The organism is Hymenobacter sp. J193 (assembly GCF_024700075.1).
In the GTDB taxonomy this organism is placed as follows: domain Bacteria; phylum Bacteroidota; class Bacteroidia; order Cytophagales; family Hymenobacteraceae; genus Hymenobacter.
Map to the genome: position 1 here is coordinate 4,397,555 of NZ_JAJONE010000001.1, position 15,881 is coordinate 4,413,435.

Below are 15,881 nucleotides of genomic sequence, written 5' to 3' on the forward strand. Positions count from 1 at the left end.
TTACCACACGTACTTTTCTTTACTTGCTTCCTCTTACATCCAACCCACCGTTTATGCGCTTCAACGTTTCCTGTACCAGCTGGCTTGGCGGCATCCTGGCCCTTCAGATCTTCCTGGGTGCCCCGGTTCAGGCTCAGCTGGCGGAAGTTCCGGCCCAAAGCCTGGGGCTGGTGCCTTTGCCCCGTGAGGTGAAAGCCTACGCCGCCACGTACAGCCTGCCCCAGAAAGTAAGCATCTATGCAACTGGCAAGGAAGCGCTGAACGTGGCGGGTTTGCTGAAGGATATGCTCACCGCTACGGGCAAAACCGTTACGCTTACCACCACCCGGGCAGGGGCACACATTGCCCTCACGACAGCGCCCGGCCCGGTGCCCGAGGGCTACCAACTGAATGTCGATAAAACCGGTGTGCGTATTACGGCCGCCGGTGGCCCGGGGCTGTTCTACGGCACCCAGACCTTTCTGCAGCTGCTGCCGGCCCGGCCGGCAGCCACCGCCAGCGTGCCCTACGTGCGCATCACCGATGAGCCCGCCTTCCGGTGGCGCGGCGCCATGCTCGATGTGAGCCGGCACTTCTTCCCGGTTGAGTTCGTGAAGAAGTATATTGACTTCCTGGCCGCCTACAAGTTGAATACCTTTCACTGGCACCTGACCGATGACCAGGGCTGGCGCATCGAAATCAAGAAATACCCCAAGCTCACGCAGGTAAGCGCCTTCCGCAAGGAAACCATCATCGGCGCCCAGCAGCTGTTCAAAACCCCGGCCGACTTCAAGTACGACGCCACGCCCTACGGTGGCTTCTACACCCAGGACCAGGTTCGCGACGTGGTGGCCTACGCCCAGAAGCGCTACGTCACCATCGTGCCGGAAATTGAGATGCCGGGCCACTCGGTGGCCATCCTGGCGGCATATCCGGAGCTTGCCTGCAAGCCTGGTACCTATGAAACCTGGACGATGTGGGGCGTGAACGAGGATATAGTATGCCCTACGGAGCCCACATTTCGCTTTTTCGAGGACGTGTTGGCGGAAGTGGTGACGCTGTTTCCGGGTCCCTACGTGCACATCGGCGGCGACGAAGCGCCTAAAACCCGCTGGAAGGAAAGCGCCGCCGTGCAGGCAATCATGAAAAAGGAAGGCTTCACCGACGTGGAGAAGGTGCAGGGCTGGTTTAACCGTCGCATCGAGAAGTTTTTGGCCAGCAAGGGTAAGAAGCTCATCGGCTGGGACGAAATCCTGGAAGGCGGCATTGCGCCCAGCGCCACCGTAATGAGCTGGCGGGGCGAAAAAGGCGGCATTGAAGCCGCCAAAATGGGCCACGATGTGGTGATGTCGCCTACTACCCATTTATATATCAACTACGGGCAGAGCGCGCAGCCCCACAGCCCCTACGAGCCGCTGATGATTGGGGGCTACATTCCGCTGGACGTCATTTACAACTACAACCCGCTGCCCAAGGAACTCACGCCCGAGCAGCAGAAGCACGTGCTGGGGCCCCAGGCCAACATGTGGACGGAGTATATTACCACGCCGGCCGCAGCCGAGTACATGCTGTTTCCGCGCCTGCTGGCCGTTTCGGAAGTAGCCTGGATGCCCGCTGCCCGCAAAAGCTACTCCGATTTCCTGCCCCGCATGGGCCGGCAGTTTGCCCGCCTCGACGCCAAGAAGGTCAACTATCGCGTGCCTGAGCCCCTGGGCCTCGACAGCGCCAGTGTAGTAAAGCAGGGCGACAAAGCCATGCTCACGCTTCGTACGCTGGTACCCGGCGCCCAGATTCGCTACACCCTCGACGGCCACCTGCCCGATGAAACCACCAAGCTTTACACCAAGCCCCTGGCCGTGCCCCTAAACAAGCGCCTGCTGGTGCGGGCCGTCACCGTCACCGCCAATGGGCGTAAAAGCCCGCCCGCCGAGCTGCTGATCAAGTAGCTAGTGGCTCGTTAGCTGCTGTGTTCTACCAATTTCTCCGTCCTCCGTCCCTCTTTTCCACAACCGCTTCACCCCATTGCTAATGGCCATGTGCTGTTAGCTCACGGCTCCCAAAGCCGCTTTGCACCCCCTTTGCATCTTTCCCGGTTGCCCTTCCCCGATGCTGCCTGTGCGGTGTCCCGGCACTCTATTGCCCTCCCGCAACCGGCCCACTCACGCGTAATTGCTCAGTGTGACAGCAAAGGGGGAATTCCCAACGTCTGCCTTCACTGCTGCTGAAATTTTTGGTTCCACCATTAACCAATTCACAGCTATGAAACACCTTTCCTCGCTTCTGTGCGCAGAAGCCCGGCGCCGCCTGCTCTCCGCGCGCGTCAAGAAAAAGCGCCTGCTGGCGCTGCTGGCCCTGGCCCTGGTGCTGCTGCCCGGCCTCAGCCCGGCCCAGGTGAGTCCCCCGGTGCTCAAGAAACGCACCGACCACAACAAGCAGATAATCGGCTACCTCACGCAGTGGGGGCCCTGGAAGGATATTCCGGGCTTGATTCCTAAGGGCAGCCTCAACCAGCTGAACGTGGACTACTCCCAGTACACGATTCTGAACTTCTCCTTTTTCGGGGTGGCCGTGGATGGCTCCATCCATAGCGGCGACTACCGCAACCCCAACATTGCCCAGCCCGGCTCCGTGCAGCAGCCCGCTCCGCTCGTCAACACCGATACCTACAGCAGCTGGGATTTGTACCTGCTGCAGGGCGAGCTGGACATCATCCAGTACATTTCTGATGGCAGCTACGCCTACTCCCTGGGCTACCGCAACGCCACCGGGGGCTGGTCGAACGTGAACACCGGCGCTACTGGGGCCTTTCCGCTGGCCATTCACAAGCAGAACGGCAAGCTCGGCCTCATCGACCTGGCCCATCAGCAGGGCGTAAAGGTAATGGCCTCCATCGGGGGCTGGAGCATGGGCAAGCACTTCGGCGAAATGGCTGCCGACCCCATCAAGCGGGCCCGCTTCGTGAGCGACTGCCAGAAGCTGATAGCTCTGGGTTTCGACGGTATCGATCTGGACTGGGAGTACCCCGGTCAGGCTGGCATGAACTTCACCGGCCAGCCCCAGGACTACCCCAACTTCGCCGTGCTGGTGGAGGATATCCGGGCGGCAATAGGGCCCAATAAGCTCATTACGTCGGCTTTCACGGCCGTGCCTTCCAAGTTTGTGCAGTTCGACTGGGCGCGCCTGAGCCGCTCGATGGACTACTTCAACTTCATGACCTACGACTACAACGGCGGCTGGTCGAACAAGGCCGGACACAACTCGCCGCTGTTTGACTACCCCAATGCCGAGTTTGCCAGTTTCTCCCTGGATGCTACAACCCAAGGTATCAAAGCGGCCGGTATTCCGCTCAACAAAGTGAACCTGGGCGTGGCCTTCTACGGCCGCGGCGTGGTAACCAACGGTCCGGCTGCCCTAAATGCACCCACCGTAAAGCGCGCCGAAACCGTGAGCCCCGATGGCGCGGTGATGACCAGCGCCGATTTCGCCAACTGGCCCAAAGATGTGTGGGACGGTACGCCCAACTACCAGGCCATTGTGGCCCAAACCGCCAGCTGGACGGAATACTGGGACGACAACGCGAAAGTGCCCTACAAAACCAACGGTACCTATTTTCTGAGCTACGATAATGAGCGGTCGGTAGGGCTGAAGGCTCAGTACGTGAAAGACCAGCAGCTGGCCGGCGTCATCGTCTGGACGGCCAGCGGCGACTGGCTGGACCTGGCCGTGAATCCGGTTACCTACGGCGGCAAGCTCGTGTACAGCGCCAGCACCAAGGCTCCGCTGGTAAACAAGCTGAACGAAGTATTTGCCTCCGGTACAACAACGACAAACACGCCACCGACGGTGAGTTTGACCTCACCGGCGAGTGGGGCCAGCTTCACGGCTCCGGCCAGCATTACGATCAACGCTAATGCTGCGGATGCCAACGGCACGGTCAGCAAGGTGGAGTTCTACCGGGGCACCACGCTGCTGGGCACGGATACGAGTGCACCGTATTCCTACTCCTGGACGGGGGTAGCAGCAGGTACGTACTCCCTGACGGCCAAAGCCACGGATAACGCGGGAGCGGTGACGACTTCGGCGGCCGTTAGTGTCACGGTTACGTCAGCCCCCACGGCGCAGGCCATTCCGGGCACGATTCAGGCCGAGAGCTACACGGCCCAGCAGGGCACGGACAAGGAAACCACGACCGACACGGGCGGGGGCCAGAACGTGGACTGGTACGAAACCGGCGACTGGCTCGACTACTCGGTCAACGTGGCCGCTGCGGGCCAGTACAGCGTGGGCATCCGCGTGGCCTCGGCCAACGGCGGGGCTACCCTGCAGCTGCGCAACAGCGCCGGCACGGTCCTGGGCTCGGTGAACGTAGGCAACACGGGCGGCTGGCAGAGCTGGCAGACGCAAACTACCACGGTCACGCTACCGGCTGGGGTGCAGACCCTGCGCCTCTACGCCTCCGCTTCCACGGGCACGAACGTGAACTGGCTCAGCTTCACGGCCGTGACCACCAACACCCCGCCCACCGTCAGCCTGACCTCGCCCACGAGCGGCGCAACGTTCACGGCTCCGGCTTCCATTACGCTTAACGCCACTGCCGCCGATGCCAACGGCACGGTGAGCAGCGTAGCCTTCTACAATGGCACCACCTTGCTGGGCACGGACACGTCCTCGCCCTACTCTTACACCTGGACTGGCATAGCCGCGGGCACCTACTCCATCACGGCCCGCGCCACCGATAACGCCGGGGCGGTAACCACCTCCTCGGCCGTGAGTGTGACGGTAACGGCCGCTCCCGTTGGTCAGACCATTCCCGGCACCATTCAGGCCGAAAGCTTCTCGGCCATGCTGGGCATCCAGACGGAAACCACGACCGACACGGGGGAGGCATCAACGTAGCCTGGTACGAGACGGGCGACTGGCTCGACTACGCCGTGAACGTGACCACGGCTGGGCAATACACTGTGGGCTTCCGCGTAGCCTCGGCCAACGGCGGGGCCACGCTTCAGCTGCGCAACAGCGCCGGCACGGTGCTCGGAAGCGTGAACGTGGGCAACACGGGCGGCTGGCAGAACTGGCAGACCCTGAGCACGAACGTGAGCCTGCCGGCCGGTACGCAGACGCTGCGCCTGTTTGCCTCGGCCTCGACGGGCACGAACGTGAACTGGCTCACCTTCTCCTCGGTGACCACCACGAACACGCCGCCGACGGTGAGCCTGACCTCGCCCACGAGCGGCGCGACGTTCACGGCCCCGGCTTCGATTACGATTACTGCCAACGCGGCCGATGCCAACGGCACGGTCAGCAAGGTGGAGTTCTACCGGGGCACCACGCTGCTGGGCACGGATACGAGTGCGCCGTACTCTTACACTTGGACCGGCGTAGCCGCGGGCAGCTACTCGATTACGGCCAAGGCCACCGACAACCAAGGAGCGGTAACGACGTCGGCAGCCGTGAGCGTGACGGTAACGGGCAGCACGGGCAGCTGCAGCGTGGCGGCGTGGACGGCCACGGGCGTCTACACGGTGGGCCAGCAGGCCAGCCGCTCGGGCAACGTCTACCAGGCCAAGTGGTGGACGCAAGGGGAGGACCCGCTGACGGCTAGCTGCACGGACTGCGCGTGGAAGCTGATAGGTCCCTGCACCAGTGCCCGTACCATCACCGCCGCGGCTACCGCTAAGTCGGACGAGGCCGTGAAAGTGTATCCAAACCCGGTGGTGAGCGGGGAGCTGCTGACGGTAGAGCTGGGAGCCACCTACGAGCACGTGGAGCTGGTGCTGCTGGACCTGACGGGTCGTCGCAGCCACCGCGCTTCTTACGAGCACGCCCGCACCATCACGCTCCGCCTGCCCAGCCTGCCCAATGGGGTATTCCTGCTGCAGGTGCAGGCCGATGGCCGGACGTTCACCAAGCGGCTCAGCAAGCAGTAGTCACGCGTGGGGGAGTTCCGGATGGGACTCCCCTTATTTTTCTTCCACCACTTTCCACAACCGTTATGAACACAACCAAACTCCCTCCGTCCCGGCGGCTCATGAGTCGGCGCGCCCGTGCCTGGAGCTTTTTCCTGGCTTCCCTGTGCGGCCTGATGTGTCTTAGCTTCGCGTCCCTGGCCCAGAGCCGGGTAATCGTGGGCTACTTCCACAACTGGAACAATGCCTCGGCCCCCTACATTCGCCTGCGCGACGTGGATTCGCGCTATAATGTCATCAACATTTCCTTTGCGGTGCCCGTGGCTTACGGCGACATGACCATGACCTTCGCCCCGGTCATGCAATCCAAAGCCGAGTTCATTGCCGACATGCGCACCTTGCAAAGCCAGGGCCGCCGCGTGCAGATTTCCATTGGCGGGGCCGATGCCCCCGTGGAGCTGCACACCACCGCCGACAAGGACAAGTTCGTGACGTCGATGAAAGCCATCATCACCGAATACGGCTTTGATGGGTTTGACATTGACCTGGAAGGCACCTCGGTGATTCTCAACTCCGGCGACACCAACTTCAAAAGCTCCACCACGCCCAAGATCAACAACCTAGTTACGGCTTCCCGGGAGCTGACCGCGTTTTTCCGCGGGCAGGGCAAGGATTTCTGGCTGACCTCGGCCCCGGAAGTGCAGTACGTGCAGGGCGGCTACGGCAACTACGGCACGGCGTTCGGGGGTTACCTGCCGGTGCTGTACGGGCTGCGCGACATCCTCACGTTTGTGCACGTGCAGTACTACAACACCGGTTCCCAGAACGCGCTGGATGATAAAATCTATGGGCAGGGCACGGCCGACTTCATCGTGTCCATGACGGATATGCTGCTTAAGGGCTTCCCGGTGGCTCGCAACTCGGCCAACTTTTTCCCCGCTCTGCGCCAGGATCAGGTGGCCTTTGGCTTGCCGGCTACCGGCAACGGGGCCGCCCCCGCCGGTGGGTACGTAACGCCGGCCGACGTGACCAAGGCCCTGAACTACCTAGTGAAAGGCATCAGCTACGGCGGGCAGTACGTACTCAATACCACGTACCCCAATCTGCGGGGCATCATGACGTGGTCCGTCAACTGGGACAAAACCCAGAATTATCCGTTTGCCACCAACGCCTACAACTTCTTCAGCACCCTGGGCAATACCACGAACACGCCGCCAACGGTGAGTTTGACCTCACCGGCGAGTGGGGCCAGCTTCCCGGCTCCGGCCAGCATTACGATCAACGCTAATGCGGCCGATGCCAACGGCACGGTGAGCAGCGTGGCCTTCTACCAGGGCACGACCTTGCTCGGTACAGATACGTCTTCGCCCTACAGCTACACCTGGACGGGGGTAGGAGCAGGCACGTACTCGATTACGGCTCGTGCCACGGACAACCAAGGGGCGGTGACGACTTCCGGGGCGGTGAGCGTGACGGTGACGGGCAGCACGCCGGTGGCCAAAGCCATACCGGGCAAGATCGAAGCCGAAGCTTACACGGCCATGCTGGGCATCCAGACCGAGACGACCACCGACACGGGCGGGGGCCAGAACGTGGCCTGGTACGAGACGGGCGACTGGCTCGACTACTACGTGAGTGTGGCCACGGCCGGCACCTACAAGCTGGACCTTCGGGTCGCCTCGGCCAACGGCGGGGCCACGCTTCAGCTGCGCAACAGCGCCGGCACGGTGCTCGGAAGCGTGAACGTGGGCAACACGGGCGGCTGGCAGAACTGGCAGACCCTGAGCACGAACGTGAGCCTGCCGGCCGGTACGCAGACGCTGCGCCTGTTTGCCTCGGCCTCGACGGGCACGAACGTGAACTGGCTCACCTTCTCCTCGGTGACCACCACGAACACGCCGCCGACGGTGAGCCTGACCTCGCCCACGAGCGGCGCGACGTTCACGGCCCCGGCTTCGATTACGATTACTGCCAACGCGGCCGATGCCAACGGCACGGTCAGCAAAGTGGAGTTCTACCGGGGCACCACGCTGCTGGGCACGGATACGAGTGCGCCGTACTCTTACACTTGGACCGGCGTAGCCGCGGGCAGCTACTCGATTACGGCCAAGGCCACCGACAACCAAGGAGCGGTAACGACGTCGGCAGCCGTGAGCGTGACGGTAACGGGCAGCACGGGCAGCTGCAGCGTGGCGGCGTGGACGGCCACGGGCGTGTACACGGTGGGCCAGCAGGCCAGCCGCTCGGGCAACGTCTACCAGGCCAAGTGGTGGACCCAGAACGAGGACCCGCTCACGCAGAGCTGCCAGTACTGTGCCTGGCAGCTTGTCGGCCCCTGCGCCGGTGCCCGCACCATCACCGCTACTACCAAACCCACCCTGGGCGTTTCCATCTACCCCAATCCTACCCAGGGCGGCCGGCTGACGCTTGAGCTGGATGCCTATTACCCCGAGGTGACGGTGGAGGTAGTAAACACCAGCGGACAGACGACTTCTTACTCCTATCGGGGGGATAAGCGCCTGCAACTGGTGCTGCCCAATCTGCCGAAAGGGCTGCTGCTGCTGAAAGTAAAAGCCGGCGGCAGCACCTTCACCCAGAAAATCGTGAACAACTAACCGTCTGTGACTACATGAGAAAAGGGAGTCCTCTCGGGGACTCCCTTTTTGTTATTCCGGCAGAGAAAAGCCTGGGCGACGCGTGTAGGGCAACATCCGAACTCAGTCAATTGCATAAGAGAAGCCGACCCTTTTATTAAGGTCGGCTTCTCTTATATATACACTACTATATACACTACTCTGTTAAACCTCTGTTTCCTCAGCCTTGGTTCGCTTCTGCTTTACTTTCACCTTCTTCACTTTGCCCTCCGTGGCGGAGCGAGAGGATTCAGTGGAGCTGCCTACCAGCGTCATTTCCTTGACCAGGTGGCCGGCACCGGCAAACTTATCCACTACGAACAGCATGTAGCGCACGTCGAGGGTGATGTTGCGCACCCGGTCGGGGTCGTACATGATGTCGGACATGGTACCCTCCCAGTTGCGGTCGAAGTTGGTGCCAATCAGTTCCCCGCGCCCGTTGATGACGGGCGAGCCGCTGTTGCCGCCCGTGGTATGGTTGGTAGCAATGAAGGCCACGGGCACGGTGCCCTTGTAGGCGTAGGGGCCGAAATCCTTGTTGCGGTAGAGCTCGGCCAACCGGGCCGGCACCTCAAACTCGGGGTTGGTGGGGTCGGCTTTTTCCATGATGCCGTCGAGGGTGGTGTAGAACTCGTAGCGGGTGCCGTCGGCGGGCTGGTAGCCGGCTACTTGCCCGTAGGCCACGCGCAGGGTGGAGTTGGCATCGGGGTAGAACTTACGCTGGGGCTGCTGCAGGCGCAGGCCCGCCACGTAGGTGCGCTGGAGAAGGGCAATGCTTTCCGTAGCCTTAGTATACGTGGGCAGCACCTGCTGGCGGTAGGTACTGATAATGGCCGAGGCCAGCTGCACGGCCGGGTCCTGGCGCAGGGCGTCGGCTTTGCCCTGGGCTACTTCGGCCAGCACGGCCTGGGCGCCAGCCTCCGAGGTCAGGCGCGACTTCCCGTAGAGCTGCGCCACATACCCGGCCCAGCTGGCGGAGGTGGGGTGCTGCTGCCGCAGGGTTTGCACGGCGGGCGGCAGCAGGGCCGGGGGAGTGCCCTCGGCGTAGAGCGGGAGCAGGGCGGCGGCTACTTTCTGGTCGGTGGGGGCGCTGTAGTTGCGGAAGAAGCCAGTGGTGCCTTTCTGGGCTTTCTCCACGGCAGCCGTCAGCTCGCTGACCGGGACCTTCTTGTCGATGAGGTCCAGCAGCGGCAGCAGGGAGTTGGCGTAGCTGAGCAGCTCCACGCCCAAGGCGGCTTCCGTCACGTAGTCGCGGGCCAGGGTGTAGTCGCGGCCGGTGGCATAGTTTTTTTGCAACTCGGGCAGTAGACCCGCAAAGGCCGCCTTACGCGCGTCGTCGCCGCCTTCGGCCCACAGCTGAAACTGCTGCTCCTGCTGCTGCTTCACGCGCACGGCATCGAGCTTGCGCAGGCCCCGGTTTTCGCCTATCCACTTCTTCCAGTAGTTGGCCAGGCTGGCGTACTTAGCCGCGTACTGAATGCGCACCTTGTCGGACGACTGCATGTCGGCGGCCAGCACCTTCAGCTTGGCGTCGCGCACCTTTATTTTAGCTGGGTTCGACACGGAGTAGGTTTCATCCACGCCCCAGCTGGTGAGGTACTCGTTGGTGCGGCCCGGGAAGCCGAACACCAGCGTGAAGTCACCGGGCTGCACGCCCGCCAGGGAAATGGGCAGGTGGTGGCGGGGCTTGAAGGGCTTGTTTTGGGGGAGTAGGGTGCGGGCCGGTTGTCGGGGCCGGCGTAGATGCGGAAGAGGCTGAAGTCGCCGGTGTGGCGGGGCCAGGCCCAGTTGTCGGTGTCGCCGCCAAACTTGCCGATGCTGCTCGGCGGAGCGCCTACCAGCCGCACGTCCTGGAATACCTCCGTTATGAACAGATAGTACTCGTTGCCGTTGAACATGGGCCGCACAAAGCTCTGGTAGTGCGTGCCCTGCACGGCGGCTTGGCTTACGCGCTGCATGTTCTGCTGCACCAGCAGCTCGCGCTGGGCTTCCAGGATGCCGGTGCTGGGCACGCCCGTGAGCACCTGCGCCGTCACGTCCTCCATGCGCACGATGAAAGTAGCCGTGAGGCCGGGGTTGGGCAGCTCCTGCTCCCGCGTCATGGCCCAGTAGCCGTTGGTGAGGTAGTCTTTCTCCACCGACGAATGGCTCTGAATCTGGCCGTAGCCACAGTGGTGGTTGGTGAGCAGCAGGCCCTCGGCGCTGATGATTTCGCCGGTGCAGCCGCCGCCAAACTGCACCACGGCATCTTTCAAACTGCCCTGGTTGACGGAGTAAATCTGCTCGGCGGTGAGCTTGAGGCCTTTTTTCTGCATGTCGGCCTCGTTGAGCTGCTTAAGCAGCAGCGGCAGCCACATGCCCTCGTCGGCGCGGGCGCCGGAGAAGGACGTTACAAGAGTGAGGGCCAGCAAAGCCAGCCGGTTACGAAGAAGCATTGGGGGCGTAAAAAGGGGAGTGGGTGGAAAACAGGACGCAAAAATACCTAGGTGGCTGCTGGCAAATGGGTTTTTTTGCAGGATTGTTCAACGCAAAACGCCCGGCCATTATCGGCCGGGCGTTTTGGTTTTTCGTGGCATACGTCCACAGTTGAACAACTAAAAGCCAACTTACGAATGGCCTAGCTCGGCCACGGCGGGGCCGTTCTGGGCGTTGGTGTTGGAGGCTTTGGGGGTGCGGGAAGCGGCCGGAATATCGTCGGTTTCCTCATCGGCGTGGGTTTTCTCCCACTCCCGGAAGCGGGTGATTTCACCCTGAAACTTCTCCACAAACCAGCTCAGCAAAGCCAGATCATCCAGAAAACCTACCACCGGAATAAAGTCTGGCACTAAGTCCACGGGGGAGAGAGTGTAGAGCAGCACGCCCAGCGCCGACACAATGGTGCCGGTGTCAATTTGCCGGTAGTCGCCGCTCACGTAGTTGCGCACGAGGCGCACCACGGTGCGGGCCACATCGAAAAGCTGGCGGAATTTGTTGTCGCCGCTGTCCTTGCTGGCCAGCTTGTTGGCTACTTCGTTCAGCACCAGCACCACCTTGAAGGGACGGCCCAGCAGCTTGCCGGCGCGGTTGAGGAACACGCTGAACAGCGCGTTTTTGGAAATGGAAAAGCCTTTGTCGAGCATGGAAGCCATATGCGCAGGGAGTTAGGGATGAGCCCGGTGTACGCTCCACGCTCGGCTCGTGTTGTCGTAGAAAGCGCCACTTAGCCCAATAGGTAGGCGTAATAAGCCAGAAACTCCCGTATCAGAGCGTATCCGTCGCGCCACTCGTAGTAATCGGCGTGGGCAGCGTATACTACTGGTATACCTTGTCGCCGTAGCATGAGCTTGGTGCGGGAAAGGTGGAAAAACTGCGACACCACCAGCGCCGACCCAAACCGGCGCTGCCGGGCCAACTGAGCAAAGTTGCGGGCCGTCGCCAGCGTGTTGTTGCCCTGGTTATCGACTATAATGGCGGCTGCCGGCACCCCCTGGCGCACGAGGTACCGCTGCATGACGGTGCCTTCCCAATGCCCTTCTTTGCCCAGGCCGCCGCTCACGAAAATAGTGGCGCTACTTCCTGCTCTATATAATGCCAGGGCTTTATCGAGGCGGGCTTTCAAGCGGGGTGATAAGGAACCATCGGCGTTGACGGTGTTGCCCGGTACCACCATACAGTCGGCGGGGCGGCTGGTGTCGGTAAGGCCATCAACCGTGATAATGGCGGTATGGAGCAGAAACCAGCAAGCCAGCAACCCCAGGCCAAGGCTGAGCCAGCGTTTCGTTGTGCGTAGGGCCAAAGGGAAGCGGGAAATTTAGAAGCGAGGAAGACACCCGAAAATTACGGCTTTCCTGTACTTTCGCTCCATGAGCACACCCCTGGCCCGCCCCGCCGCCGACGAATACGCGCCGTACTACCATACCTACGTGCGCCTGGTAGAGGACCCCTTCCGCCAGCTGCGCGAGCAGCCCATCCAACTGCGCCAGCTGCTGGCCTCACTCACCGACGAGCAAAGCCTTCTGCGCTACGCGCCCGGCAAGTGGAGCATCAAGGAAAGCCTCGTCCACATGATCGATACGGAGCGCATTTTCGCCTACCGCGCCCTGCGCATCGCCCGCGGCGACACCACGGCCCTGCCCGGCTTCGAGCAGAACGACTACGTGCCCGCCTCCGGCGCCGACGACCGGCCACTAAGCAGCATCCTGACCGAATACGACGCGGTGCGCGCCGCCACGCTGAGCTTGCTGGAATCGTTGCGGCCCCAGGACTTTGAGCGGCGCGGCACGGCCAGCAACAACCCGGTAAGTGTGCGGGCAATGGCGTATATTTTGGCCGGCCACGAAGCCCACCACCTGGGCATTCTGCAGGAGCGGTACCTGCCGCTGCTGGCGTAGCCAAACCGCCCGCAACACAACACTGGCGCCGAAAAGCGCGTTAACCCCCACGTACACCTTCCTTTTACTTCCTACTACTATGGCCAAAGCCCAAGACGCCCGCAAAGAGAAAAAGAAAGAGTCAACCAAGACGGAAAAAGAAAAGAAAGCCGCCAAGGACGAGAAAAAAGTCGCCCGCGCCCGCAAGCAGGAGTAGCACCACGGCAGCCCGAGTATCGAAAGGTATTCGGGCTGCTTTTTTATGGCTAGACCTAATGAAAATACCAGAAAATTCAGCAGAGTTAAAAGACGCAATAGTTATTTCTGCAACGCTCTACCCGACTTTAAGTAAGCTACGGGAACGACAATTGCTTTTCGTTTTACGCGCAGTTCCAGATGAAATAGTAGTCGAAGGTATTATTCAGGTATTCGAATTAGGCAGTGATACGGAGGTGTCCTTTATCCAACAGGAAATAGCTGGGAATATACTTTCGGCACGCAAACCAGCCACAATCCAATCGGTTTCTTCCGTTGTCAAAAGGTGCTTGAATAACTGGAATAAGAGTATTGAGCAATTGCCTCTTTGGCTTGTGTCTGCATTTGGCAGTTCAGAAATTAAAGCGGCATTTGGAGCGCTTGAGAAAAGTAATTTAACCCAGGTAGAAAGAGAAAACCTGGTTACGATGAAATGGTGGTTAGCTGCTAAAATATAGCAGCCCACTCACAGCGTATAGTACACCTCTTTTTCCTTGTCGTGGTGCTTGATGTAGCCGTGCAGCGTGAGTTTGATGAGGGTGCGGAAGGCCCGGCGCTTGCCCAGATTCAGCAGCTTCATGTACTGCGCCAGCGTGATGCGCGGGTGCTGCCGCAGGTAGTCCAGCACGGCCAGCTCCTCCTTGTCGAGCGGCAGCCGCTCCAGCCGCGGGGCGGCGGGCTCCTGGCGCTCCAAAGCTTTTTCGGTGAGTTGACTGGTTTGCACGCTTTCGTCATGCACCCGCACGTAGGCCCGCCAGTCGCCCTCGGCCACCTGGGCCCGGTGTGGCTTGTCCTGGCTTTCGGGCACCGTCACCACCACTACCACGCGGCCATCTTCCTCCACCTCCCGGAAGCGCAGTTCCAGCGGTGGGTCGATAAAGTGGCGGGATGCTTCGCGTAGCTGATACATTTCCTCTTCGGCATCGCGCACGCCCACAATGCGGCCGTCATCATCCACCCCCACCAGCACCCGGCCGCCGTGGGTGTTGGCCAGCGAGGCCAGCGTGCGGGCAATGCGGGTGGGGTGGGTGGTGCGCTTCTTGAATTCCAGCCGCTCGCCCTCGCCCTGCCGGATCAGTTCCTGCAACTCTGTCATCTGGTTAAATGGCTGGGTGGTTGTCTTGTTGAATGGCTAAAGAGTTTTTAGGCTAAATGGCGGCAGTGTTTTGTTCCCGCTTGCTCTACGTTTGCTTGGACTTATAGCCCCTAAATCATTTAATCAGATAGCCATTCAACCCGCTACCCCGGTTTCCTCCGCCGAAATGCGCCAGAGGCGGAAGGCTTCGGCGCGGTTGCCGGCGCGCTCGGCAAAGCGGCCGGGGCGGCTGTTTTTAAAGTACTGCCCACTTACGCGAGTTACTTCCGGAGACGTGGCCAGGTATACCGTGGTGCGGGCCCCGTGCTCCGGCGACACCAGCAAAGGCTTGGCCATCCACCACAACGTGCGCATCAACCGGGGCGCGCCCGGGTGCATCAGGCCCGTATCTACCAGGCCCGGGTGCAGGCAGTTAGCCGTAATGTTGGTCAGGTCGAGGCGATGCGCCAGCTCGTTGGTGAACAGGATGTTGGCCAGCTTGGAGTCGCAGTAAGCCGTGATGCCGCTGTAGCGGCTGCGGGCGTTGCGAACTTCCTGCGAGGCTTCAATCTGCCCCAGCCAGTGCGCCTCCGAGGCCACGTTGATGATACGCCCCTGGGGTGCGGCCAGCAGGAGCGGCAGCAAGTGGTTGGTAAGCACGAAAGGCGCCAAGTGGTTGGTTGCCCAGCTCAACTCGTGCCCTTCCGCCGTGATGGTGTGCTTCCCACCCATAATACCGGCATTGTTGATGAGCACATCCAGGTGCCCGTGGCGGCGCGTTACTTCCTCGGCCAGCTGCTGTACCTCACTCAGCAATGACAGGTCGGCCACCAGCACCTCGGCACTGGCGCCCGCGGCAGCTCCGGCCTGCTGCACCTCGGCCAGGGTGGCGGCCAGCTTCTGCGGGTTGCGGCCCACAAGCAGCAGGTGGGCGCCCCGGCGGGCCAGCTCCCGGGCCGTGGCCGAACCCAGTCCGCCGGTAGCGCCGGTAAGCAGCACGGTTTTGCCGCGCATGGAAAAATCGGGGGCAGGGGCCGCCATCAGAACAAAAAACTAAAAGGGGAGAGGCAGCCGCACTGGCCGCTTCAGACTTAAACGGGTAAACCGCTGCCCGGTGTTGTAGTTTGGCAGGGCAGCAAACAAAAATGCCGCCCCAGGCAGGGCGGCATTTCTTTTCTTGGTTTGCTTCCGAAGCTGTTGCTTAGAAAGGCAGGTCGTTGTCGTCGTCCGAAGCAATGGGCGCCGAGGGCTGGGCCCGCAGGCTGGGGTTCTGATTGGCAGCAGCCGGACGAGGTGCGGCTTGCTGGTAGCTGCCACCACCCTGAGGTGCGGCGGCGCCGCCAGCGGCTGCGTCAATTTTCCAGGCTTCCAGGTTGGTGAAGTACAGCATCTGGCCGTTCTTATTGAAGCCGCGGCCGCGCAGGTTGAAGGTTACCTTCACCTCGTCGCCGACGCGGTATTGGTCGATGAGGGCAGTTTTATCCTGTACCAGTTGGAACTTGATATGCTCAGGGTACTGGCCATCTACAACTTCCAGCACGAACTCGCGCTTGCGGAATTTCTCGCTCACCTGCTGTTCGTCGAAGATTTCGTGCAGGCGGCCGGTAGCATCGTAAGCCATAGGAGAGAATAGTTTGGGGCGTGAAACAGTATGTCAAACCTACGAAAAAAAACGCGGTTAGGC

General features: G+C 61.3%; 10 protein-coding genes and 2 pseudogenes. 6 read left to right on the plus strand and 6 right to left on the minus strand.

Annotation, left to right across the window (positions count from 1 at the left end; all coding sequences use genetic code 11):
- Positions 1 to 53 precede the first annotated feature (53 nt).
- From LRS06_RS19180 to LRS06_RS19195, 4 genes are all read left to right on the plus strand, one after another.
- Positions 54 to 1,925, plus strand: a complete 1,872-nt coding sequence (locus tag LRS06_RS19180; protein ID WP_257872983.1) for a beta-N-acetylhexosaminidase — start codon at positions 54 to 56, stop codon at positions 1,923 to 1,925.
- A gap of 313 nt (positions 1,926 to 2,238) precedes the next feature.
- Complete coding sequence (locus LRS06_RS19185) at positions 2,239 to 4,875, plus strand: glycosyl hydrolase family 18 protein (RefSeq protein ID WP_257872984.1); 2,637 nt, start codon at positions 2,239 to 2,241, stop codon at positions 4,873 to 4,875.
- Positions 4,876 to 4,910: 35 nt separating this feature from the next.
- Positions 4,911 to 5,906 carry an Ig-like domain-containing protein gene (locus LRS06_RS19190; protein WP_257872985.1) on the plus strand — a complete coding sequence of 332 codons (996 nt, stop codon included), beginning with the start codon at positions 4,911 to 4,913 and terminating at the stop codon, positions 5,904 to 5,906.
- Positions 5,907 to 5,971: 65 nt separating this feature from the next.
- Positions 5,972 to 8,500 (plus strand): Ig-like domain-containing protein, encoded by a 2,529-nt coding sequence (locus LRS06_RS19195; protein WP_257872986.1) that lies wholly within the window; start codon positions 5,972 to 5,974, stop codon positions 8,498 to 8,500.
- Positions 8,501 to 8,683: 183 nt separating this feature from the next.
- Here LRS06_RS19195 and LRS06_RS19200 read toward each other — a convergent pair.
- The 3 genes and pseudogenes from LRS06_RS19200 to LRS06_RS19215 form a co-directional block, all read right to left on the minus strand.
- Positions 8,684 to 10,953 (minus strand): annotated as a pseudogene (locus LRS06_RS19200) (S46 family peptidase).
- Between the two features lie 339 nt (positions 10,954 to 11,292).
- A pseudogene (locus LRS06_RS25620) lies at positions 11,293 to 11,391 on the minus strand (YkvA family protein); the annotation flags it as partial.
- Between the two features lie 326 nt (positions 11,392 to 11,717).
- Positions 11,718 to 12,293, minus strand: a complete 576-nt coding sequence (locus tag LRS06_RS19215) for a YdcF family protein (protein ID WP_257872990.1) — start codon at positions 12,291 to 12,293, stop codon at positions 11,718 to 11,720.
- Positions 12,294 to 12,360: 67 nt separating this feature from the next.
- Here LRS06_RS19215 and LRS06_RS19220 point away from each other — a divergent pair, with 67 nt between their 5' ends.
- Complete coding sequence (locus LRS06_RS19220) at positions 12,361 to 12,888, plus strand: DinB family protein (RefSeq protein ID WP_257872991.1); 528 nt, start codon at positions 12,361 to 12,363, stop codon at positions 12,886 to 12,888.
- Between the two features lie 254 nt (positions 12,889 to 13,142).
- Positions 13,143 to 13,580, plus strand: a complete 438-nt coding sequence (locus LRS06_RS19225) for a hypothetical protein (protein ID WP_257872992.1) — start codon at positions 13,143 to 13,145, stop codon at positions 13,578 to 13,580.
- 8 nt (positions 13,581 to 13,588) lie between these two features.
- On the opposite strand, the gene LRS06_RS19230 is transcribed toward LRS06_RS19225, so the two are convergent.
- From LRS06_RS19230 to LRS06_RS19240, 3 genes are all read right to left on the minus strand, one after another.
- A complete protein-coding gene (locus tag LRS06_RS19230; protein ID WP_257872993.1) occupies positions 13,589 to 14,218 on the minus strand; it encodes an RNA-binding domain-containing protein in 630 nt (209 codons plus the stop codon).
- Between the two features lie 135 nt (positions 14,219 to 14,353).
- Positions 14,354 to 15,238 (minus strand): SDR family NAD(P)-dependent oxidoreductase, encoded by an 885-nt coding sequence (locus LRS06_RS19235; protein ID WP_257872994.1) that lies wholly within the window; start codon positions 15,236 to 15,238, stop codon positions 14,354 to 14,356.
- 160 nt (positions 15,239 to 15,398) lie between these two features.
- Positions 15,399 to 15,818 (minus strand): DUF3127 domain-containing protein, encoded by a 420-nt coding sequence (locus tag LRS06_RS19240; protein ID WP_196954964.1) that lies wholly within the window; start codon positions 15,816 to 15,818, stop codon positions 15,399 to 15,401.
- Positions 15,819 to 15,881: the final 63 nt, after the last annotated feature.

Bases quoted from the DNA above. Each gene is read 5' to 3' on its own strand.
- LRS06_RS19180 (WP_257872983.1), top strand. From the start codon at position 54: ATGCGCTTCAACGTTTCCTGTACCAGCTGGCTTGGCGGCATCCTGGCC.
- LRS06_RS19185 (WP_257872984.1), top strand. From the start codon at position 2,239: ATGAAACACCTTTCCTCGCTTCTGTGCGCAGAAGCCCGGCGCCGCCTG.
- LRS06_RS19195 (WP_257872986.1), top strand. From the start codon at position 5,972: ATGAACACAACCAAACTCCCTCCGTCCCGGCGGCTCATGAGTCGGCGC.
- LRS06_RS19220 (WP_257872991.1), top strand. From the start codon at position 12,361: ATGAGCACACCCCTGGCCCGCCCCGCCGCCGACGAATACGCGCCGTAC.
- LRS06_RS19225 (WP_257872992.1), top strand. From the start codon at position 13,143: ATGAAAATACCAGAAAATTCAGCAGAGTTAAAAGACGCAATAGTTATT.
- LRS06_RS19230 (WP_257872993.1), bottom strand. From the start codon at position 14,218: ATGACAGAGTTGCAGGAACTGATCCGGCAGGGCGAGGGCGAGCGGCTG.
- LRS06_RS19235 (WP_257872994.1), bottom strand. From the start codon at position 15,238: ATGGCGGCCCCTGCCCCCGATTTTTCCATGCGCGGCAAAACCGTGCTG.
- LRS06_RS19240 (WP_196954964.1), bottom strand. From the start codon at position 15,818: ATGGCTTACGATGCTACCGGCCGCCTGCACGAAATCTTCGACGAACAG.